Origin of the sequence: Buchnera aphidicola (Aphis craccivora) (assembly GCF_005082145.1) — a bacterium.
In the GTDB taxonomy this organism is placed as follows: domain Bacteria; phylum Pseudomonadota; class Gammaproteobacteria; order Enterobacterales; family Enterobacteriaceae; genus Buchnera; species Buchnera aphidicola_U.
This window is the reverse complement of the sequence record NZ_CP034897.1, coordinates 279080-303163: the sequence shown is the minus strand read 5'-3', so window position 1 is coordinate 303163 and position 24084 is coordinate 279080. Positions and strand designations below refer to the sequence as shown.

Here is a 24084-nt window from a genome sequence, read left to right as displayed (position 1 = left end):
ATATAACATATTATATTAATAGTTATATATTATTTTTAATAAAAAATTTTTTAAAGATAAAAATATTATAAATAAATTTTTTTTAAATTTAAATTGAATTATTTAACTCAATCGATTATTGTGAAAAATCATAAAAACAATAAAAAATATTAATTTTTTAATTAAAATGTTAAAAGGTGATTAATGCAAAATATATTTAAAAAAATTTATAAGCTGAAATTTTTAAATCAAGAAGAAAGTTATAGATTATTTAAATCTATTATTTCTGGAACAATAAATGAGATACAATTATCATCTATTTTAACAGCTATGCATATTCGCAATGAATCAATGGAAGAAATATTAGGTGCAATTTATGCTTGTTTAGAAACAATGAAGTTATTTCCTAGGCCTAATTATGTGTTTTCTGACATAGTTGGAACGGGAGGAGATAACAAAAATACAATTAATATTTCAACTGCTAGTGCTTTTGTTGCATCCTACTGTGGATTTAAGATTATTAAACACTGTAATAGAAGTATCTCAAGTACATCGGGTTCATCTGATATTTTAAAAAAATTTAAAATTAATTTAAATCCATCCTTAAAAAATTCTTTAAAAACTCTAGATAAATTAAATATTTGTTTTTTATTTGCACCGCAATATCATGATGGTTTTCAATATGCTATGAATGTTCGAAAAATTTTAAAAATTAAAACTATTTTTAATTTATTAGGACCATTTTTAAATCCTTCCCGTCCTTTTCACACAGTAATAGGTGTTTATAAAAAGGATTTAATGAATCCTATGATTGAAATTTTAAAAAAATTAAAATACCAACAAGGTATTGTGTTACATGGTAATGGAACTGATGAAGTTGCATTAGATGGTGTTACATATATTTCAGAATTATTAAATAAAAAAATTTACTCATATCAATTAGAAGCAAAAGATTTTGGTTTAAAAACACATTCTAAAAAAACACATATAGTAAGTTCTTCAGAAGAAAGCTATGATATTATTAAAAAAACTATGCAAGGAAAAGGAGATAAGTTTCATGAAGAATTAATTGCTGTGAACGTTGCAATTTTATTAAAAAATTTTGGATATGCAGATTTAAAAAAAAATACAATAATGGCATTAAACTATATTCGAAGTGGTGAAGTTTACAAACATATCATTAAAATTTCTAATATGTTAAAAGAAGATAAATAAATATGCAAGAAACAATACTCAATAAAATTGTAAAAGATAAAATAGCTTGGATTAAAGATAGAAAAAAAAAAGAACCTTTCAAAGATATTAAAAATAAAATTAACATAAAAACTCGTAATTTCTATAATGCGTTAAAAAATAAAAATTGTTTTTTTATATTAGAGTGTAAAAAATCATCTCCTTCTTTAGGGATCATTAAAAAAAATTTTAATTTAATTGAAATTTCTAATACATACAAGAAATATGCTTCTGCTATTTCAATTTTAACAGATGAAAAGTATTTTCATGGAAATTTAAAATTTATAAATATTGTAAGAAATTATGTTTTTCAACCAATTTTATGTAAAGATTTTTTTATTGATCCATACCAAGTTTATTTAGCTCGATATTATAACGCAGATGCTATTTTGCTTATGTTATCTATTTTGAATAATGAACAATATATTACATTATCCAAAATAGCAAAAAAATTAAATATGGGAATTTTAACAGAAGTTAACAATATTGAAGAATTAAATCGTGCTATTAAATTAAATGCTGAAATTATTGGAATTAATAATCGTAATTTACATGATTTATCAATTGATTTAAATCGTACTCGAATTTTATCTCCATTAATAAAAAACAAAATAATTATCAGTGAATCAGGAATAACTAAAAATTCTCAAATAAAAGAGCTAAGTAAAATAGTTAATGGTTTTTTAATTGGATCAAGTTTAATGTCAAAAAAAAATTTAGAAATAAGCACTAAATCTTTAATTTTCGGTCATAATAAAGTATGCGGATTAACTCGTTCTATTGATGCTCAAGTAAGTGAGAAATATGGTGCGATTTATGGAGGTTTAATTTTTGCAGAAAATTCACCTCGTAAAATTACAAAAAATATCGCAAAAAATATTATTTTTAATAGCAATTTAAAATATGTAGGGGTATTTCAAAATCAAGATATCAGTATTATTTTAGACATTGCTAATGAATTAAATTTATATGCTATACAATTACATGGCGATGAAAATCAAAAATATGTTGATTTATTAAGAAATAAATTACCTAAAAATATTAAAATTTGGAAAGCATTTTCTATTCAATCTAAAGTGCCTTTACTTAATTGGAATTATATAGATAAATATTTATTTGATTCCTATTCTGGAGGAAGCAATACATCATTTGATTGGGGTATTTTAAAAAATTGTGTATTAAATAAAGTAATTTTAGCCGGAGGTATTAATATTAAAAATTGTACTATTGCTTCAAAATTAAATTGTGCTGGACTAGATTTAAATTCTGGAGTAGAAATATCACCTGGTATTAAAGATCATAGAAAAATAAAATCAATTTTCCAGAAATTAATATCTTAAAAATCGTTTTTCATAAAAAAGAGGAATAATTTTAAATGACTTTACTCGATCCTTATTTTGGAGAATTTGGAGGTATGTATGTTCCTCAAATATTAATGCCAGCTTTATATGAATTAGAGCGTAATTTTATTGCCGCAAAAAAAGATATAAATTTCCAAAAAAAATTTTTATTTTTATTAAAAAATTACGCAGGAAGACCAACACCATTAACTTTATGTAAAAATTTGACTCAAGGTACAAAAACACATATTTATTTAAAAAGAGAAGATTTATTACATGGAGGAGCACATAAAACTAATCAAGTACTAGGACAAGCAATGTTAGCAATTCAAATGAACAAAAAAGAAATTATTGCTGAAACTGGTGCAGGTCAACATGGTGTAGCTACTGCAATTGTTTGTGCACTGCTAAATTTGAAATGTCGAATTTATATGGGTTATAAAGATATTGAACGTCAAAAACCAAATGTATTTCGTATGAAATTAATGGGTGCAGAGGTTATATCTGTTAAAAATGGTTCTGGAACTTTAAAAGATGCATGCAATGAAGCATTACGAGATTGGTCTGGTAGTTATAAATATTCACATTATATGATAGGAACAGCTGCAGGTCCACATCCTTATCCAAGAATTGTTAAAGAGTTCCAAAAAATAATTGGAGAAGAAACAAAAAAGCAAATTTTAGAACAAGCAAAAAGATTGCCAGATTCTATTATTGCATGTGTTGGAGGAGGATCAAATGCTATTGGTATGTTTTCTGATTTTATAAATGAAAAAGTCAATTTAATTGGCGTTGAACCAGCTGGTCAAGGTATAAGCACAGGAAAGCATGGAGCACCGCTAAACCATGGCAGAACAGGAATTTATTTTGGAATGAAGTCTTACTTAATGCAAAATGAAGAAGGTCAAATTCAAAAATCTTGGTCTATTTCTGCTGGTTTAGATTTTCCTTCAGTGGGTCCTGAACATGCTTGGTTAAATAGTATTAAACGTGCTCAATATGTTTCAATTACTGATAAAGAAGCATTAGAAGCATTTCAAATTTTATCTAAAAAAGAAGGTATTATTCCAGCTCTAGAATCTTCTCATGCAATAGCTTATGCATTAAAAATAATGAATATGCATCCTGATAAAAGTCAAATTTTAATCGTTAATCTTTCTGGTCGTGGAGATAAAGATATTTTTACAGTAAGTGAGATTTTAAAAACAGGAAAAAATTGTGAGCCGTTATAAAAAAATATTTCAAACAAAAACTTTACTTAAAGAAGGCTGTTTTGTTCCATTTATAGTCATAGGCGATCCTTCTTTAGAAATGTCAATAAAAATTATTGAAGCATTGGTTGAAAATGGAGCGGATGCATTAGAACTAGGAATTCCATTTTCAGATCCTTTAGCAGATGGTCCTATTATTCAAAAATCAAATTTACGGGCTTTATCTAATAATTATGGTGTTTCAAAGTGTTTTGAAGTAATTCAAACATTACGCAAAAAATATTTAAATATACCTATAGGTATATTATTATATGCTAATCTTGTATATAGTCAGGGCATTAAAAATTTTTATAAAAAATGTTCAAAATGTGATTTAGACTCAGTATTAATAGCTGATGTGCCCATTGAAGAATATAATATTTTCTATAAATATGCTAATGAATTTAACATTGACTCTATTTTTATTTGCCCTCCTGATGCAGATGATCATTTTCTTTCTCAACTTGCTTTATATGCAAAAGGTTATATTTATTTATTATCTCGTCCTGGTGTAACTGGGTTAGAAACAAAAAGAACTGCTCTTTCAAGCAAGTTTATAAAAAAAGTAAAAAAATACAATACTCTTCCATTATTGCAAGGTTTTGGTATTAATAATTCTATTGCAGTTAAAAAGTCAATTTTATTAGGTACTAATGGTGTAATATGTGGTTCGGCAATTATAAATATTATTGAAAAAAATTTAAATGAAGAAAAAGAAATGATAAAAAAAATAAAAAATTTTAGTTTTAAATTAATACAATCTACAAAATTTATTTAAATAAATTTTTAAAAATTTTATTTTTTTATATCTTAAAATTACTTTCAAAGAATATATTAATCTAAAATAATATGTATTATCTTAAAATTTTATAAAATATTTATAGGGGATATACATATGTTTATTACAATCCGTGAATTGTATAATGATACATGTCACTTTGTATCTAAAGAAATAAAAACTATTTTTTTTATATCTGTCATAACTACTTTTATAAGTATTCTAATAAATATGTTAATTAAACCAGATATGCATATTATTTCTATAATAGAAAATAATAGGTTTATAAATTCTTATTCAGTTTTTGATTTTATAAATAACATGACAGAATACGAAAAAAAAGAATTGTTAAAATATTCTATATTCAAAATAATTGAATTTTTAACTAGTAAAACTTTTTTATTAGGAAGTATAATTACTTTGATTACATATTTGTCTAATAGAAAAAAACAGAAAATTACATCTTCAATAATGTTTTTAGCTAAAATTTTACCAAGTTTATTTATATTAAATTGTATTACTAATATTATTATTCAAATAGGTTTTATGTTTTTTATTTTACCAGGTATATTTTTATCGATATTACTTGCTTTATCGCCTATTATTTTTTCATTTCAAAAAAACACTTTAATAGAATCGATACGATTAAGTATTGCTATTTCTTGGAAATATATAAATATTATAGGTACGGGAGTATTACTTTGGATGTGTGTAAAATTTATTTTAACAAAAATTTTACTAAATATTCACTTGATGAACAAAAATTTTATTTCTTTTATATTAAATATTAATATGAATATATTTTTTTCTATTTTAATTATATATTTATTTAGATTTTATATGTTATTTTCACGAACTGAAAAATAAAAAATTTTTTAGGTCTCAATATGCAAAAAATACTAAATTTATTACCAATAATAACTTTTTTTATATTCTATAAAATATATGATATTTTTATAGCATCTAAATTTTTAATTATTATATCAGGTTTTACTTGTATATTAGATTGGATTATCTCCAAAAAAATAGATAAAATTAATTTGATAAGTTTTATTTTAATTGCAGTTTTTGGTTCGCTTACTATATTTTTTCATAATAGCCAATTTATTAAATGGAAAATAACAATAATTTATATATTTTTTTCTATTGTATTATTAATAAGTCAATTTTATAAAAAAAAACCAATAATACAAAAATTTTTAGAAAAAAATATAAAACTTGATGATATTTATTGGAAAAAAATTAATTTTTTTTGGGCATTATTTTTTTTATTTTGTAGTATTTTAAATATTTATATAGCATTTTATTTTTCAGAAGAAACTTGGGTAAATTTTAAAGTTTTTGGACTCTCAATTTTAATGCTTTTTTCTATTTTAACTACAAGTGTTTATATAAAAAATAAAATATTAAAAAAGAAATAATTTTTTATATAATTTAAATATATAATAGAGCGAATATTTTAATAATGCAAAAAGAAAATAAATCACTACCCAAAGGAACAATTGTATTAAAAACTCTTGCAATGCCTTCAGATACTAACGCAAATGGTGATATATTTGGAGGTTGGATTATGTCTCAAATGGATATGGGAGGTGCTATATTAGCAAAAGAGATAGCAGGAGGAAAAGTTGTTACCGTTAGAGTAGATGGAATTACTTTTTTAAAACCTGTTTCAGTAGGTGATATTGTAAGTTGTTATGCAAATTGTATTAAAATTGGTAAAAGTTCAATAACTATCAATGTAGAAGTTTGGATTAAAAAAATTTACTCTAAACCATTAGGACAATACTATTGTGCTACAGAAGCAATATTTATCTATGTCGCAATTGACCAAACAGGAAAACCTCGTGAATTATTACCTATGAGTATTATTTAAAAATATTTTAAATTAAATAAATTTTTTAATAAATATAATAAAAATTAACACTTTAAAAAAGTAATAATCTAAAATAATTAATTTAAAAATATTACTTTTTTAAAAGTGTTGAAAAATAAATTTAATTTTAAACACCTCATAAAAAATTAATAATTTTTTATTATTAAACAAATAAAATTTTTTGTTAAATATAAAAAATTCAATTAAATACAAAAACTTTTTTAAAAAAAGTATAAATAGGACCTTAAAATGAATGGATATTTTTTATGATTCAACTACGTGTTTAGTTGTTTTAATATACTGGTTGCTAATTGTTCATATTACCTACTGTATTTTAGTTAAACGTCGTAGTATACCTTCTTCTATGTCTTGGTTATTAACTATTTATATTATTCCTTTTATTGGAATTGCAATTTGGTTTTTTTTCGGTGAGTTTTATTTAGAAAAAAGACATAAAAGAATAGCTAAAAAAATCTGGTCTATATCTAATCAATACCTTAATCAACTTAAATCTTGTAAATATATTTTTCAAATCAAAAATAGTGAAGTTGCAACTTCTTTATTTCAACTTTGTAAACATAGACAAGGAATTTCTGGTATCAAAAATAATAAAATTACACTATTAAGTGATAATAAAAAAACAATTAATATTTTAATTCGTGATATTTATTTAGCGCGTAAAAATATTGAAATGGTATTTTATATTTGGAAACCAGGAGGTCTTGCTGATGATGTAGCAATGGCGCTTATTGATTCAGCGAAACGAGGGATACGTTGTAGACTTATGCTAGATTCAGCTGGTAGTCTTGATTTTTTTAGAAGTCCTTGGGTTCAAAAAATGAAAAAATCTGGTATTCAAATTGTAGAGGCATTAAAAGTTAATTTAGTAAGAATGTTTTTACGTCGATTAGATTTAAGGCAACATAGAAAAATAATATTAATTGATAATTATATATCATATTCTGGAAGTATGAATTTAGTCGATCCAAATTTATTTAAAAAATCTTCAGGAATTGGTCAATGGATTGATTTAATGACGCGAATCGAAGGACCTATAGCTACAACAATAGGTATGATTTATTCCTGTGATTGGGAAATTGAAACAGGTTGTAAAATTTTACCTAAATTACCTAATAAAGAAATGTTACAAAACGTATCAAATAAAAATTCTAGTATTCAAGTAATTGCATCTGGACCTGGTTTTCCTAAAAATGTAATTCATCAAGCTTTATTAACAGCAATTTATTCAGCAAGAAATGAACTTATTATGACTACACCATATTTAGTTCCAAGTGATGATTTATTACATGCTATTTGTACAGCAGCACAAAGAGGCGTAAAAGTTAGCATTATTATACCTTTGTATCACGATTCTGTTTTAGTAAAATGGGCAAGTAGAGTTTTTTTTAGTGAATTATTAGAAGCAGGAGTAAAAATTTATCAATTTAAAAATGGATTATTACATAGCAAAAGCATATTAGTTGATCGTCAACTTAGTTTAATTGGTACAGCTAATTTAGATATGAGAAGTTTATGGTTAAACTTTGAAATTACTTTAGTTATTGATGATACTAATTTTAGTAAAAAATTGTCTTTAATACAAAACGAATATATTTCTAATTCTGAATTATTAGATAAAGATCTTTGGTATAATCGCGCATATTGGAAAAAAATATTAGAAAAAATTTTTTATTTTTTAAGTCCATTGTTATAAAAAATCAATTATATATTTATATTAATTATTTTAAAAAAAGAAAATAATAATTTTTAAAATTAAAAAACTAAATAACTTAAATAATTTAGTTGGGGTTTATAAAAACCCCTTCTACTTAAAATAGTATAAAATTTTTTAAAACATACATGTAATACTATTAAATAATATATTAAAGTTAACTCAATAAAAATTTTATTATATATTTTTATTGTATTATATATATCTTTTTAAAAATTTTTACTTAAATAGTAAATGACCCATTTTTTCTGCTTTAGTTTTTAAATAGCTATAATTTTTATCATTTTTTTGAGCTATAAGAGGAACTCTTTCCACAACATCAATTCCAGCAGAAACAAGCATATTTACTTTATATGGATTATTAGTTAACAATCTAATTTTTTTTATATTTAGAATATTAAAAATATCAGCGCATAACGAAAAGTCTCGTTCATCTGCAGAAAAACCAAGTTTTAAATTAGCTTCTACAGTATCTAATCCTTGATCTTGCAAAGCATACGCTTTAATTTTATTAAGAAGACCAATATTTCTTCCTTCTTGACGATGATATATTAATATACCACTACCTTCATGTGCAATTTTATTCATCGACATTTTTAATTGATCTCCACAATCACATCTTAAACTAAAAAATGCATCTCCTGTTAAACATTCGGAATGTATTCTAGAAAGAATAGGTATATTCTTTTTTATATCTCCATAAACAAGAGCAATATGATTTTTCCCATTCTTTTTTTCTTCAAATCCGAATATAATGAAATTTCCCCAACGAGTAGGCAATATAGCTTTTTCGATTTTAATCAATTGCATGAAAACTCCTTTATTTCTATTTATATTTTTAAATTTAAATTAATAAAAAATATTTTTAAATATTAAAATATTATTGCATAGATTGTATTATAAAATTCAGTTTTTTAATTGGATTTTTTGAACAAGTGATAGAACGTCCTACAACTATATAATCAATTGGAAATGTTTTAGCTTGTTTTGGAGTGATAATTTGATATTGATCAAAAGCAGAGTCATTAAAACATCTAATACCTGGAGTTATTATTTTATGTTCATTTCCACATAACAATTTAATTTTTTTTGCTTCTTTCCCCGGACAAACAACACCGTCTAAACCACAATCACGAGATAATTTAGCTAGAATTAAAATATAATCTTGTAATGATATTTGAATACCAATATCTTTTAAATCTTCTTGTTTTAAACTAGTAAGTGCTGTAACTGCTATTAATAAAGGACGTTTTTTAAATGATTGTAATGCCTTTTTGGCAGACATTAGCATTTTTTTTCCACCAGAAGCATGAACACTTAACATCCATATTCCTAGATCTGCCGCTGCTTGTGTTGCATAAAAAACAGTATTAGGAATATCATGAAATTTCAAATCTAAAAATATATTAAACCCTAATTTATGTAATTCATTAATAAATTTTTGTCCTAAAATTGTAAACATTTCTTTTCCAATCTTTAAATAAAATAAAGATGGATTGAGAAGATCTACTAATTTCATAGCTTCTTTTTTACTATAAAAATCTAATGCAATAATAATTTTAGGAATATTAGAATAATTAACTTTCAATGCTATTTAACCTCTACGGTAAAGGATTAAGTATTAATTTTTTAAAATATTTAGAAAACTGAAATAACTTATATTTTATTATTTTTAAATATTTAATTTTTAATAACAATAAAAATATTTTTAAAGAAATATAATTAATCATTTTTATATATTAATTTTGAATACTAGCGTGATATGATGAACGTACAAAAGGCCCGCAATAAGCGTTTTTAAAACCAATAGATATTGCTTCTTTTTTAATATTTTCAAATTCTAAAGGTGATATATAACGTTCTACTGGAAGATGATTTTTACTAGGTTGAAGATATTGTCCCACTGTTAGTAATGTAACACCACTTGAATAAAGATCTTTCATTACTTGAATAATTTCCTTATCTTTTTCGCCTATACCTACCATTAAACCTGATTTAGTAGGAACTTGATTATATTTTTTTTTAAATGATTCTAATAATAATAATGATTTTTTATAATTAGCACCAGGACGTATTTTTTTATAAAGTCGAGGAACATTTTCTATATTATGATTAAAAATATCAGGTAACTCTGAATTAAAAATTTTTAAAACTAATTCAATTCTACCTCTAAAATCAGGAACTAATATTTCAATTTTTACTTTATTTTTACTTCTAATAGAATTCATGCAATTAACAAAATGTTGAGCACCACCATCATATAAATCATCTCTTACAACTGAAGTAATTACTACATAATTGATTCTCATATCAAATATAGTTTTTGCTAATTTTTTAGGTTCTTCTAAATCTAAATTTTTAGGTTTTCCATGCGATACAGCGCAAAATGGACAATTTCGAGTACATATGTCTCCAAGAATCATAAAAGTCGCAGTACCATTATTAAAACATTCTGATAAATTTGGACAATTCGCTTCTTCACAAACAGAGTATAAGTTATTTTTACGTAAAGCATATTTTACTTGATTAATACGAGATGTATTAACAGGTAATTTAATTTTTATCCAATTTGGTTTATTTAATTTATTTTTTTTTACTAAAATGTTCTTAATAGGTATCAAATTTATTTTTTTATTCATAAACTTTATTATCGTTAAATTAGAAATATATATATATTGTAGTTAATAAAAAATATTTTTAAAATATTTAAAAATTTTTAAAAATCTGATTTTTTTATGATTTTAACATTGAATAATTGAGCTAATTTTTTTATTAAAATAATACGAATATCTTTTAATGTTAAAAAAGAATTAAATTCTTTTATTTGTGTCATTTTCATATATATATCTCCACAAGGATAAATATAATCAAAAGGAGTTAAATCCATATCAACATTTAATGATAAACCATGTAAAGTACAGCCTTTTTTAATCCTTAATCCTAAAGAACATATTTTTTTATTTTTCACATAAACTCCTGGAGCTTTTTTTTTAATATTTGATTTAATGGAAAAATAATTTAAAGTATCTATTATTAAAATATGCATAATATCCATTAATTCACGAATATTAATTTTTCGACGTTTTAAATCAATTAAAAAATATAATATTTGTTGTCCAGGACCATGATATGTTATTTGACCACCTCTATTAGAGGTTACTATAGGAATATTATTAATAAAATTATTTTTAGATATTATTGAATAATTTTGCTTTAATAAACCCTGTGTGAAAATAGGATAATGCTCTACAAACCAGATTTCATCGAATGTAAAACTGTTACGTGTGTCTGTAAAAGAATTCATTTCACTAACAATTTTAATCCAATCTATTAATCCAATATTTTTAAAAAAAATAATTTTATTTTCCAACGAAGTTTCCAATATTATATTTAACAAGTAAAATATCAAATAATATTTTTTAAATTAATGTAATAATTCATTAAAAATAGATTTTATTCCAATACTAACAAATTCAATTCCTAAAGACATTAACAATAAACCCATAACACGTGTAATAATATTGATTCCTGTTTTTCCTAATATTTCAACTACACATGGAGCAGCTCGAAAGCATAGCCAACAAAACAAAGAAAATAAAAAAATAGATATAGTACACCCAACTAAATTTAACCAAGTAGAATAATAAGTACTCCAAACAATTGTTGAACTAATAGCGCCTGGACCTGCAATTAAAGGCATTGCTAAAGGAACAACACTGATATTTTCTTGGACTTCTTCTCTATTTTTGTTAATTTGTTTATTTTTTGTAAATTTTCCATTAATCATAGAAAAAGCAATACCCATAATTAATAAACCTCCTGCGATACGAAAAGAATTAATAGATATACCAAAAATATTTAAAATACTATTACCTAAAAATAATGATATTAATAATATTAAAAATGCAGAAAAATTTGCTACTAAATTAGTTTTTTTTCGCTCTAATATATTTTGATGAGCTGTCATAGTAGTGAAAATAGGAATCATTCCGATGGGATTTACTAGTGCACACAAACTTATAAAAAACTTTATATATATAGAAAAATCAAAAATTGAAATATGCATATTGAACTCTTAATTAATATTAAAATTCTTTTAATTTTATTATCAAAAGATTTTAAAAAATATTTAAAAAATAAATTATTTTAATTTAAAATCATTTTAAAATATTAAATTCATATTTAATACTCTGGTTTAGCAATAATACTTCTAGTTTTAAATCGAATCTCACATAATATTATTTGAATTAAATCAGAAACTTTATAACATAAATTACCATTAATAAACACTTGGCCTATTTCTTGGTTTAAGATTAATTCTTCTCGAATAGGATGTAAAAATAATGCAGGAATGAAAACATTTGCACCATTTTCTATTATCTTAGCGCGTATTCCACTTCTAGAAACATCAATAATTTCAGCAGAAAATTTTTTATTTTGATATTCTTTCTTTTGCAAAAGTATTGTATAAAGCCAATCTGTAATATCTCTTTCAGCTATTCTATTTTTTCGTCTTTGTTCACTGATTTTTAATTTTATTTCTTCATTAGGTTTAATAGTTTTTTCTTTTGTGATAATGGATTTTAATAAACGATGATTAATCATATCACTATATTTTCGAATAGGTGATGTCCAAGTAGCGTATTCTGAAAATCCTAACGCAAAATGTGGACTAGGCGTAGTACTAAAATCTCCAAAAGATTGATATCGTCGAACACGACTATTAATGTAATCATTTGATAAAATATTTAAAACACGTCTAAGATTGCAAAATCCTTTTAATGTCATTATTTCTTTAGCAGTAAATTTTAAATTATAATTTTTTAAAAAAGAAACTGTATTTTCTGCATTAATACAATCAAAACCAGAATGTATATTATATATCCCAAATCCAAGATTTTTTGATAAAAAATTTGCAGCTACAATATTTGCTATTATCATTGATTCTTCAATGATTTTATGAGCAATTCGTCTTTTCTCAACAACTACATTTTTTACTTTTCCAGTTTCAGAAAACTGAAATCTATATTCCAAGCTATCTTTAAATAATACAGCATGTAATTTTCGCCATTTTATACGTGATAAACATAATTGATATAAAAGTAAAATTTGATTTTGAATAGATTTTTTCGATGGCTCCCAACATCCCTTCTTTTCAATCCAATTTGATACGTCTTCATAAGATAACTTTTCTTTTGATATAATCCATGCTAAAAAAAAATCAGCTATATTAGAAATATTTCCATTTTTATTAATTGTTATAGAGCATGCTAAAACTGGACGACGTTCGTTAGGGATTAATGAACATATGTTTTCTGATAACTCCCTAGGTAACATAGGAATATTAAAACCTGGTAAATAATTTGTAAAACCTCTTTTAGAAGCGATTATATCTAATTTACTTCCACTTTCTATATATGCAGTTGGATCTGCAATAGCTACAGTTAAACAAAAATTTCCATCATTAGTTTCTTTGATAAATAAAGCATCATCAATATCTTTTGTATTAAGATTATCTATTGTAATAAAATCAAGATTTGTTAAATCTCTTCTTTTAAAATGATTATCTTTTAATATAAAATCTTGATTTTTAATTAAAGGTTCTTTTTTATCGAGGTTATGACGTGATAAAGTTACCCACCATGGTGTTAATGGATCGTTGCTTTTGACTATTTCTTCAATTAATTCAGCAGAAAATACAGAATGTCCATTAAGCTTATGTTGTACTAAATTAGCTACAGCCCAATCTCCAGTTTGAAATAAATTAGTACAATTTTTTTTAGGATAACATATTATAATTAGATCTTTTAAAAAAGGATAATCTGGTAGAATAAATAATTTGTTATCTTTTTTTTCAATTTTTCCCACAAATCTTTTTAAAAAAGGTTCGATTAATATTTCTGGATCAACTATTTCACGATCTTTTTCAATTTTTAATAAAGCAGATATTTTATCTCCATGCATAACCTTTTTCATATTTTTAGGTGGTATAAAATAACTTTTTTGTGGATCAACTTCTAAAAAACCAAATCCTCTTTCTGTGCTTTTTACTATTCCTTCAACCCGTGGTGTTTGTTTATGTAAATTTTTTTTTAATTGTTTAAGTAATGGATTGTTTTGGAACATAATTATAAGACCTAACTATTTAACAAATAATTTTATTATTTAAGAAATTTTAATATATAACTTATTTATAAATTATCATAGATAAATTTTATTAAAAAACTTTTTGATTTTAAATTATGTTATTGGGCACATTTACATTAAAACCATTATCAACATAAATAATTGAACCAGTTATTCCAATAGATAAATTTGAGCATAAAAAAGCCGCAACATTTCCTATTTGTCTACTAGTGATATAGCTTTTAATAAACGAAACTGATTTTTGATATTTTTGTATTTTAGAAAAATTTTTGATCTGATAAGAAGATACAGTTTTTATAGGTCCAGATGAAATCCCATTAACTCTAATATTTTTTTTGCCTAATGCATGAGCCATATATCGAACATTAGATTCTAAAGAAGCTTTAGCGAGTCCCATCATGTTGTAATTAGATAAAACCCTTTGCGATCCTAAATAAGATAATGTAATTAGAGAAGAAAATTTATTTAACATATTTTTTGATTCTCTTGCCATACTTAAAAAACTATAGGAACTAATTTCATGAGCTAAATTAAATGATTCTTTAGTGCTACTTTCAACAAAGTCTTGATGCATTTGTTCTTTAGGACAATAAGCAATTGAATGAACAAATCCATCAAACTTATTCCATATTTTTTTTAAATTAAAAAATAGTTCTTTAATGTTTTCATCACTAGAAACATCACAAAAAAAAATAGTATTAACACTCATCGAATTAATTAAATGTTTAATTTTATTAATAATTTTTTTATTTTGGCATACAAAACTTAATTCTGCTTTTTGTTTATATAAAGCCTTTGCTATACCTAATGCAATTGATCTTTCATTAGATATACCAGTTATTAAAATTTTTTTACCTTTTAAAAATCCCATATTAAATTTCCAAAAGCAAAATCTATATGCATAAATTTTTTATAATAGATAATACCTTATTTCTATTAATATATAAAAAATAAAAATATATCTAAATTAGTTTGTAAATTTTTATTACTTTTTTTAAATAATTCAATGCTTGTTTAGAAGGATGTTTCTTTATATATTGAAAAAACTTTTTTATTGTCATGGTATTTATAATTTTTATTGCGGTCTGTTTATCTTTAGAAAATATTTTTAATAACGCGCTAGTTCCATTAACATAAGAAACAATAGTTGCATATCTCATTATTTCTTTGTTTTTGATTCCAATTAGATTTCTTGTTTGTAATAAACGAAGATAAGAAGTTCCAATATTTATATTAATTCTAGGATTATATAATTCAGTTACAGATGGTTGACCTTTTTTTCCAATTAACCGATATATATCTAAACCTGCTGCAGATGGTTTAATTTGCATTAATCCAATTGCATTAGAACTGCTTTTGGCGAAAGGATTACCAGCAGACTCGACATATATAATAGATTTAATTAGTTTTTCATCGATATTATATTTATTTGATGCATTTTTAATAAAATAATTCCAGTGATAAATTCTTTTTTCGATTTGTTTTTTATTTAAAGGAAAAATTTTTTTTATATTTATAGGTTTATTACAACCTAATATAAAGATTATGGAAAAAATAAAAGCTTTTAATATCATAAAGAACAACTCCTTAAAAATAAATTTTAAAATATATTTATGCAGTTGTTTCTTCTATAATTTGAATAGCAGATCCAATATAATTTACTGGTGATATTTTTTTTAAACGTTTTTTTTCTATTTCTGGAATATTTAAACTAGAAATAAATTTATGTATATCAATTTTATTTATTTCTTTTCCTCGAGTTAGCTTTTTTAATTGTTCATAAGAACTTTTAATATTATATCGCCTCATAACAGTTTGTATTGCTTCAGATAAAATTGACCAATTTTGATTTAAATTTCTTAAAAGTTGAGCATGGTTAATTTTTAATTTTTTCATACCATTTAACACTGAATAATATGCAATTACTGAATAAGATAACGCTAACCCTATATTTCTCAAAACTGTAGAATCACTTAAATCACGTTGCCATCTAGAAATTGGTAATTTTTTTATCATATGATGCATTAAAGCATTTGATAATCCTAAATTACCTTCTGAATTTTCAAAATCAATAGGATTTATTTTATGAGGCATTACAGATGAACCTACTTCATGATCTATTGATGTTTGCTTAAAATAATTAAGAGAAATATAACCCCAAATATCACGATTAAAATCAATTAAGATAGTATTAAAAAGAGAAATACATCCAAATATTTCAGCAATATAATCATGAGGCTCAATTTGAGTTGTACACGGATTCCAAATAAGATTTAATGATGTTATAAATTCTTTGCTAATTATATGCCAATTAACATTAGGATATGCTGCTAAATGTGCATTATAGTTTCCAGTAGTTCCATTGAATTTTGCTAATATTTCTATTTTTTTTAATCTAGAAAATTGACGTTGAATACGATAATAAAAATTTAAAATTTCTTTTCCCATAGTAGAAGGAGTTGCAGGTTGTCCATGAGTCATAGATAATAAAGAACTATTTTTGTATTGAATAGAATATTTTTTTAAAAAATTAATTATTTCAGACCATAAAGGTAAAAGAACTTGATTAATAGAATCTTTTATCATTAAAGCATAAGCGACATTATTAATATCTTCTGAAGTACATGAAAAATGTATGAATTCTGATATTAATGACAATTTTTTTGATTTAGAAAATTTATATTTTAAAAAATATTCTAATGCTTTAATATCATGATTAGTTTCTTTTTCTATATTTTTAATATATATTGCATCTTTTATAGAAAAATTTTTTAAAATATTATCAATAAATAATACATCTTTACTTTCTAGCTTACGAATTTCTAATATTTCATACATACTTGTTATTTTCTTAAACCATAAAATTTCTACTTGAAGACGATATCTTAAAAAACTATATTCACTAAATATATTTCGTAATGATTGGGTTAACTTAAAATATCGACCATCAACTGGAGAAATAGCTGTTAATAAACTTAAATCCATATTTTATATTCCTGTATTTAAAAATTTTTTAAAAAATAAACTTAATTCAAATAATTTTATAATTAAAAATTTAGATTGTTTAAAATATAAAAAATTAAAGTAATGGTAATTTACATTTAATAATACCTCCACCAATGCAAGTATCGGATAGGTAAAAAACAACTGATTGTCCTGGTGTCACTGCAATTATAGGAATATCAAATAAAATTTTTATATATAAATTATCTATATATTTTATTTGACAAGAAACTTCATTTTGACGATATCTTGTTTTAGCTTTACAAAAAAATGGTAATTTAAATTTAATATTATTTATCCAATTGATTTTTTCAGCTATTAAACCTATTGACATTAAGTATGGATTACTTAACCCTTGTGCTACAATTAACGAATTTGTTTGTATATTTTTAGAAACTACATACCACGGCATGTTATATTTGTCTTTCATTCCTCCAATTTTTAAACCTTTACGTTGTCCTAAAGTGTAATAAAATAAACCATTATGGCTTCCGATGATTTCTCCATTAATTGTAACTATATTACCTTTTTTTTCTTTAATATAATAAGAAAGAAAATTATTTATATTTTTAGGGCCTATAAAACAAATACCAGTAGAATCTTTTTTTTCTGCAACTTTTAAACCTATTTTTTTTGCGATCATTCTAATTTTATTTTTTTTAAACGCACCAATAGGAAACAAGATTCTTTCTAATTGATGAGATTGCAGAGTGTATAAAAAATAACTTTGATCTTTATTACGATCTATTGCTTTTAAGAGATAATTAATTCCATTTTTTTTTAAAATACGAGCATAATGACCAGTCGCAATATAATCTGCTTGAAGATGTTCAACTGCATAATTAAAAAACAATTTAAATTTAATTTCTTTATTGCATAATATATCAGGATTAGGAGTGTTTCCTTTTTTATATTCATTTAAAAAGTTTTTAAATACTTGCTCCCAATATTCTTGAGAAAAATTTATTTTATGAAGATAGATATTTAATTTTTTGCAAACGTTTTCAGCGTCATATAAATCTTCCGCTGCATGACAATAATTTTCCTTGTCATTTTCTTCCCAATTTTTCATAAACAAACCTTCTACTAAATAATCATTTTTTTTTAAAAACCATGCAGCGACAGATGAATCTACACCTCCAGACATAGCGATTATAACTTTTTTTTTACGCGTTATCATAAAAAATGACATCTTATTTTTTATTAAAAGAAAATTAAATTCAACAACCTTTAAAATACACAATTTATGTATAGTTTTTAAAAAATTATTAAATATAATTAAATAATTAAAATATATTATATAAAAATACCAATAATAAATATATTAAATATTTATACTTTTTAAAAATATTAATATAAAATAAATTTTAAATTTAAATTTTATTAAAATTAAATATTTTTAATTCATTTTAAAATAAGTTAAACAAAAAATGAAACATATAAGAAATTTCTCTATTATTGCTCATATTGATCATGGCAAATCAACTTTATCAGATCGTTTAATTCAGGCATGTGGTGGATTATCTGAAAGAGAAATGTCTAATCAAGTATTAGATTCTATGGATTTAGAAAAAGAAAGAGGAATCACAATTAAAGCACAGAGTGTAATGATTGATTATACAGATATACAAGGAAATATTTTTCAATTAAATTTTATTGATACACCTGGTCATGTAAATTTTTCTTATGAAGTATCTAGATCTTTAGCAGCTTGTGAAGGGGCGTTATTAGTGATTGATTCTACTCAAGGCGTGGAAGCTCAAACATTAGCAAATTGCTATACTGCTTTGGAAATGAATTTATCTATATTACCTGTTTTAAATAAAATTGATTTACCTAGTTCAAATCCAGAGCGAGTTGTAAAAGAAATTGAAGATATCATTGGAATTTCAGCATTAAATGCTGTTAAATGTTCAGCAAAAACAGGTGAAGGTATACCAAAACTTATTGAAAAAATTATTACGCATATCCCTTGTCCTAATGGAAATAAAAATGATCCATTACAAGCTCTTATAATTGACTCATGGTTCGATAATTATTTAGGTGTAGTATCTTTAATAAGAGTTAAAAATGGATTTGTATCTAAAAAAGATAAAATACAAGTAATGAGTACTGGAAAAAGTTATTTTGTTGAACAATTAGGTATATTTACACCAAAAAAAATAAATAAAAATCAATTAAAATGCGGTGAGGTAGGCTGGATTATATGTGGTATTAAAAATGTTTCAGCTGCTCCAGTTGGGGATACTTTAACTAATTATCATAATCCATCAAAAAAAACATTAACTGGATTTAAACAGATCAAACCACAAATTTATGCTGGACTATTTCCCGTAACATCAGATCAATATGAAACATTTAGAGATGCATTAGAAAAACTAAGTTTGAATGATTCTTCTTTATTTTATGAACCAGAAAATTCTAATGCGCTTGGATTTGGTTTTAGATGTGGATTTTTAGGTTTATTACATATGGAAATTGTACAAGCACGATTAGAAAGAGAATATTCTCTTGATTTAATTTCGACAGCACCAACTGTTATTTATCAAATTGAATTAATTAATGGAAAAAAAATTTATTTAGATAGTCCTTCAAATTTTCCTCCTATTAATACAATTAAAAAAATTAAAGAGCCAATTGCTGAATGTAATATTTTACTGCCTCCTAAGTTTCTTGGTTCAGTAATGAAATTATGCATAAAAAAAAGAGGAATACAAATTGACTTAGTTTACCATTCAAATCAAGTTTCATTAAAATATCACATTCCAATGAGTGAAGTTGTTTTAAATTTTTTTGATGAATTAAAATCAATTTCTAGCGGATATGCATCATTGGAATATGATTTTAAACATTTTAAATCAGTTAAAATAGTTCGAATAGATATATTAATTAATTCAGAACGAGTAGATGCATTAACCACTCTTACACATTATAAAAATGCTCAATATCGAGCTCGTGAAATAGTTGATAAAATGAAAATACTCATACCTAGACATCAATTTGATATTAGTATTCAAGCAACTATCAATAACATTATTATTGCTAGAGCTACAATTAAACAATTAAGAAAAAATGTATTAGCTAAATGTTATGGTGGTGATATTAGTAGAAAAAAGAAATTGTTAAAAAAACAGAAAGATGGAAAAAAAAGAATGAAAAAAATAGGTAATGTAAACATACCAAAACAAGCATTTCTTACTATGTTAAACATTAATCATTAAAAAAGAGAAAAAAATGCCTAATATATTAACCTTATTTTTAATATTTAGTATATTATTTACTGGTTCTTTTTGGTTTTTTATTCATATACAATCAATTGCTAATTATTTTTTAAATAAAAAAAAAGAAATAAAATTCTTATAAATAAGAAAACATTTTTCGAAAATCAAAAAAATATTTTTCAATCTATATCATCTTTATTTCCAATGTTGTTTATTGTTTTTATAATACGTTCTTTTATATATGAACCATTTCAAATTCCTTCAGGATCAATGATGCCAACGTTGTTGGTAGGAGATTTGATTTTAGTAGAAAAATTTTCATATGGTATTAAAGATCCAATTACAAATACAACTTTAATAAAAAACAAATATCCAAAACGTGGAGATATAATAGTTTTTAAACATCCTATAGAATCCAATATAAATTATATTAAACGTGTAATAGGATTACCAGGAGATAAAATCGAATATAATAATAAAAAAATTACAATTTGTGTTAACTATACAAATACACATAATTGCAAAAATGTATTACCTATTAGTTATTCAAAAAAACAGTTAACTGAATTTATTCAAAGAATGTATCTATTCCAAGATAATAATCTAAAAAGAGAAAAAGTATATAATTCTATTTACTTTAAAGTAATAGAAGAAAACATTAATAATTTTAAACATAATATATTATTATTAGATGAGTTTAAGGACCAAACAGATAAGTACTATCAACAAGATAGCATATCAAAATTGACTTGGATAATACCAAAAAACAAATATTTTGTAATGGGGGATAATCGTGATAACAGTTTAGATAGTCGTTATTGGGGGTTTGTACCAGAAGAAAATATTTTAGGAAAAGCTTCAATAATATGGATGAGTTTTGAAAAAAAAGAAAATGAATGGCCGACAGGTATACGTATTAATAGAATTGGCAACAAAATACATTAAAAATAAATTATATAAATTTTTAAAATATTTTTTCTAATTCTATCAAATTTTACTGTTTTTCCTGTTATATATAAAAATCAATTAAAATATCATTGAAATTGGTATAACATGAACCACATCGTAACAAATAAAATACAGGAAGTATTAGGATACACTTTTACTCATAAAGATTTGTTAAGACAAGCACTTACACATCGTAGTGCAAGTAGTAATCATAATGAAAGACTTGAGTTTTTAGGAGATTCTATATTAAGCTTTGTAATTGCTAATGCTTTATATCAACATTTTCCATCTATTGATGAAGGAGATATGAGCCGTATGAGAGCAACTTTAGTTAAAGGTAATACTTTAGCTGAAATAGCATATGAATTTGATTTAGGAGAATATTTACAATTAGGTCAAGGAGAATTAAAAAGCGGAGGATTTCGTCGTGAATCTATTCTAGCAAATACTGTAGAAGCATTGATTGGAAGTATTTATTTAGATAGTAACATTAAAACAGTTGAGGAATTAATACTTAAATGGTATGAAAAACGTTTAGAAAAAATAAGCCCTGGAAATATACAAAAAGACCCAAAAACAAGATTACAGGAATATTTACAATCCAAACATTTATCACTACCTACATATTTTATAGTAAAAGTATGTGGAGAGGCACATAATCAATTATTTACTATTCATTGCGAAATAAGCATTAATTCAAAAATGTTTATTGGTAAAGGAACAAGCAGAAGAAAAGCCGAACAAGACGCAGCTAAAAAAGCATTAATTCAATTAGGTGTAGAGTGAACAAAAAACAAGAATATTGTGGATATATAACTATTGTCGGAAAACCAAATGTTGGAAAATCAACTTTAATCAATGAAATAGTTGGAAAAAATATCTCTATTACTTCAAAAAAGAAAAATACAACACAAAGTAATATCATAGGTATTAAGAATAATGAAATTTATCAAGCTATTTATATAGATACACCTGGAGTATATTGTCATGATATAAAAAATTTAAAAATGATAAAAAATACAAATTTAATTTTGTTTATTATAGATCGAAATATATGGGAAAAAACAGATGAATTTATTTATAATCAAATAAAAAAAACTAATATTCCAATAATTTATGTTATCAATAAAATGGACAAATTATCAAATAAAAAAAATATTTTATTATATATTGATATGCTTTCAAAAAAAACTAATTCAACAGAAATTATTCCCATTTCAGTAAAAAAAAGACAAAACATTATTTCATTAGAAAAAATTGTACAAACATATTTAACAAAAAATAAACATATTTTTCCTAAAAGCTATATCACTACAAATTCTTTTTATTTTTCTATATCTGAAATTATTCGTAGACAATCAATATTTTTTTTAAGAGATGAATTACCATCAATATTACAAGTAAAAATAGAATCAATTAAGTACGATGATAAAAAACTACATATTAATGCAATTCTTTATGTAAATAATAAAAGACAAAAAAAAATTGTTATCGGCGAGCAAGGGAGAATAATTAAACAAATTAGCATGTCATCTAGATATTATTTAGAAAAAGAAAATAATAAAAAAATACATTTATTAATATGGGTAATAGAAAAACCACAAATTAGAAAAAATTAAAAATAACTTTATTTTTTAAAATTAGTTAAAATACTTAAAATATTTTAACTAATTTTAAAAATAAAATTATATTTTTTATTAAAAATATTAAAGGAAAGTTAGCTAATGACTATTATAGGTATAGGAACAGACATTATAGAAATTTCACGTATTAAAAGAATTTTTTTTAAATTTGGAAATAAGCTAGCTAAAAAAATTTTATCCATACAAGAATGGAAAGAATATATTATATCTAAAAATAAAATTCATTTTATTGCTAAAAAATTTGCAGCTAAAGAAGCTGCTTCAAAAGCATTAGGAACTGGTATAAATTATGGGATAACCTTTAAACAATTAGAATTATATAATAATTCTCTAGGAAAACCGTATTTACGTTTTTTAGATCATGCTTTTAAAAAATGTAAAGAAATAGAATGTAAATTTATACATGTTAGCATAACTGATCAAAAATTATATGCACATGCTATAGTAATTTTAGAAAGTTAAGTGGTAAAATTATTTTCTTTTATTTTTAAAAAAATCAATTAATATTCGAGAACATTGAGGTTCCATAATATTTTTTTGGACTTTTAGTTTATATTTTTTTTGTAATTCTAAAAAAATATTCTTAAAAGGGCATTTTTTGTCTTTTTTATAACCAGCTCCGAACACTAATCTTTCAATACGACTATGTATAATCGCTCCAAAACACATTATACAAGGTTGTAATGTAACATATAATGTAGTGTTTTTTAATCTATAATTTTTTATATGTTGTCCAGCTTCACGTAAAGCTAAAATTTCAGCATGAGCAGTTGGATCATTTTGACCAATAGAACTATTCCATCCTGTTCCAATAATTTGTTTTTTTAAAATTAATATTGCACCTATAGGTATTTCTCCTTTTTTTTCAGCATAATATGCGTTTTTTAGAGCAATTTTCATCCAATATTCATCTTCATCATTAGTTTTCATGAAA

23 protein-coding genes and 1 pseudogene are annotated in these 24084 nt (G+C 23.5%); 13 read left to right on the top strand and 11 right to left on the bottom strand.

The window, feature by feature from the left end; all coding sequences use genetic code 11:
- Positions 1-183 precede the first annotated feature (183 nt).
- From trpD to cls, 8 genes are all read left to right on the top strand, one after another.
- A complete protein-coding gene (gene trpD / locus D9V60_RS01415; RefSeq protein ID WP_158360577.1) occupies positions 184-1194 on the top strand; it encodes an anthranilate phosphoribosyltransferase in 1011 nt (336 codons plus the stop codon).
- A gap of 2 nt (positions 1195-1196) precedes the next feature.
- A complete protein-coding gene (gene trpCF, locus D9V60_RS01410) occupies positions 1197-2552 on the top strand; it encodes a bifunctional indole-3-glycerol-phosphate synthase TrpC/phosphoribosylanthranilate isomerase TrpF (protein ID WP_158360576.1) in 1356 nt (451 codons plus the stop codon).
- A 35-nt stretch (positions 2553-2587) separates the two neighbouring features.
- The gene (gene trpB / locus D9V60_RS01405) at positions 2588-3784 is read left to right on the top strand and encodes a tryptophan synthase subunit beta (RefSeq protein ID WP_158360575.1); all 1197 of its coding nucleotides are present in this window, start codon (positions 2588-2590) and stop codon (positions 3782-3784) included.
- Positions 3771-4580: a tryptophan synthase subunit alpha gene (gene trpA, locus D9V60_RS01400; RefSeq protein WP_158360574.1), complete on the top strand. Its 810-nt coding sequence runs from the start codon at positions 3771-3773 to the stop codon at positions 4578-4580. Before trpB ends, trpA begins: the two co-directional genes overlap by 14 nt.
- A gap of 117 nt (positions 4581-4697) precedes the next feature.
- Positions 4698-5447 carry a YciC family protein gene (locus D9V60_RS01395; RefSeq protein WP_158360573.1) on the top strand — a complete coding sequence of 250 codons (750 nt, stop codon included), beginning with the start codon at positions 4698-4700 and terminating at the stop codon, positions 5445-5447.
- A 20-nt stretch (positions 5448-5467) separates the two neighbouring features.
- On the top strand, positions 5468-6001 hold the full coding sequence (locus D9V60_RS01390) for a septation protein A (protein WP_158360572.1): 534 nt from the start codon (positions 5468-5470) through the stop codon (positions 5999-6001).
- Between the two features lie 44 nt (positions 6002-6045).
- Complete coding sequence (yciA, locus tag D9V60_RS01385; protein ID WP_158360571.1) at positions 6046-6456, top strand: acyl-CoA thioester hydrolase YciA; 411 nt, start codon at positions 6046-6048, stop codon at positions 6454-6456.
- A 253-nt stretch (positions 6457-6709) separates the two neighbouring features.
- A complete protein-coding gene (gene cls, locus D9V60_RS01380) occupies positions 6710-8170 on the top strand; it encodes a cardiolipin synthase (protein ID WP_158360570.1) in 1461 nt (486 codons plus the stop codon).
- 237 nt (positions 8171-8407) lie between these two features.
- On the opposite strand, the gene ribA is transcribed toward cls, so the two are convergent.
- From ribA to mnmA, 10 genes are all read right to left on the bottom strand, one after another.
- On the bottom strand, positions 8408-8998 hold the full coding sequence (gene ribA / locus D9V60_RS01375) for a GTP cyclohydrolase II (protein ID WP_158360569.1): 591 nt from the start codon (positions 8996-8998) through the stop codon (positions 8408-8410).
- A gap of 70 nt (positions 8999-9068) precedes the next feature.
- Positions 9069-9776: an orotidine-5'-phosphate decarboxylase gene (gene pyrF / locus D9V60_RS01370; protein ID WP_258013338.1), complete on the bottom strand. Its 708-nt coding sequence runs from the start codon at positions 9774-9776 to the stop codon at positions 9069-9071.
- Between the two features lie 151 nt (positions 9777-9927).
- Positions 9928-10827, bottom strand: a complete 900-nt coding sequence (lipA, locus tag D9V60_RS01365; protein WP_158360567.1) for a lipoyl synthase — start codon at positions 10825-10827, stop codon at positions 9928-9930.
- A gap of 77 nt (positions 10828-10904) precedes the next feature.
- Complete coding sequence (gene lipB, locus D9V60_RS01360) at positions 10905-11558, bottom strand: lipoyl(octanoyl) transferase LipB (RefSeq protein WP_158360566.1); 654 nt, start codon at positions 11556-11558, stop codon at positions 10905-10907.
- A gap of 54 nt (positions 11559-11612) precedes the next feature.
- The gene (locus tag D9V60_RS01355) at positions 11613-12254 is read right to left on the bottom strand and encodes a YchE family NAAT transporter (protein ID WP_158360565.1); all 642 of its coding nucleotides are present in this window, start codon (positions 12252-12254) and stop codon (positions 11613-11615) included.
- 116 nt (positions 12255-12370) lie between these two features.
- Positions 12371-14314: an exoribonuclease II gene (rnb, locus tag D9V60_RS01350; protein ID WP_158360564.1), complete on the bottom strand. Its 1944-nt coding sequence runs from the start codon at positions 14312-14314 to the stop codon at positions 12371-12373.
- Between the two features lie 109 nt (positions 14315-14423).
- Positions 14424-15206: an enoyl-ACP reductase gene (locus D9V60_RS01345; protein ID WP_158360563.1), complete on the bottom strand. Its 783-nt coding sequence runs from the start codon at positions 15204-15206 to the stop codon at positions 14424-14426.
- 91 nt (positions 15207-15297) lie between these two features.
- The gene (locus D9V60_RS01340) at positions 15298-15909 is read right to left on the bottom strand and encodes a transglycosylase SLT domain-containing protein (RefSeq protein WP_158360562.1); all 612 of its coding nucleotides are present in this window, start codon (positions 15907-15909) and stop codon (positions 15298-15300) included.
- Between the two features lie 37 nt (positions 15910-15946).
- Complete coding sequence (gene purB / locus D9V60_RS01335; protein ID WP_158360561.1) at positions 15947-17320, bottom strand: adenylosuccinate lyase; 1374 nt, start codon at positions 17318-17320, stop codon at positions 15947-15949.
- Between the two features lie 94 nt (positions 17321-17414).
- Entirely contained in the window at positions 17415-18518 is a 1104-nt protein-coding gene (mnmA, locus tag D9V60_RS01330) for a tRNA 2-thiouridine(34) synthase MnmA (protein ID WP_158360560.1), read from the bottom strand.
- Between the two features lie 250 nt (positions 18519-18768).
- On the opposite strand from mnmA, the gene lepA reads away from it, so the two are divergent.
- From lepA to acpS, 5 genes and pseudogenes are all read left to right on the top strand, one after another.
- On the top strand, positions 18769-20559 hold the full coding sequence (gene lepA, locus D9V60_RS01325; protein WP_158360559.1) for a translation elongation factor 4: 1791 nt from the start codon (positions 18769-18771) through the stop codon (positions 20557-20559).
- A 13-nt stretch (positions 20560-20572) separates the two neighbouring features.
- Positions 20573-21504: pseudogene (gene lepB, locus D9V60_RS01320) on the top strand (signal peptidase I).
- A 108-nt stretch (positions 21505-21612) separates the two neighbouring features.
- On the top strand, positions 21613-22293 hold the full coding sequence (rnc, locus tag D9V60_RS01315; RefSeq protein WP_158360557.1) for a ribonuclease III: 681 nt from the start codon (positions 21613-21615) through the stop codon (positions 22291-22293).
- A complete protein-coding gene (gene era / locus D9V60_RS01310; RefSeq protein ID WP_158360556.1) occupies positions 22290-23126 on the top strand; it encodes a GTPase Era in 837 nt (278 codons plus the stop codon). The genes rnc and era overlap by 4 nt, the downstream gene beginning before the upstream one ends.
- Positions 23127-23231: 105 nt before the next feature.
- A complete protein-coding gene (gene acpS, locus D9V60_RS01305; protein ID WP_158360555.1) occupies positions 23232-23612 on the top strand; it encodes a holo-ACP synthase in 381 nt (126 codons plus the stop codon).
- A gap of 9 nt (positions 23613-23621) precedes the next feature.
- On the opposite strand, the gene tadA is transcribed toward acpS, so the two are convergent.
- Complete coding sequence (tadA, locus tag D9V60_RS01300; protein ID WP_158360554.1) at positions 23622-24080, bottom strand: tRNA adenosine(34) deaminase TadA; 459 nt, start codon at positions 24078-24080, stop codon at positions 23622-23624.
- Positions 24081-24084 lie beyond the last annotated feature (4 nt).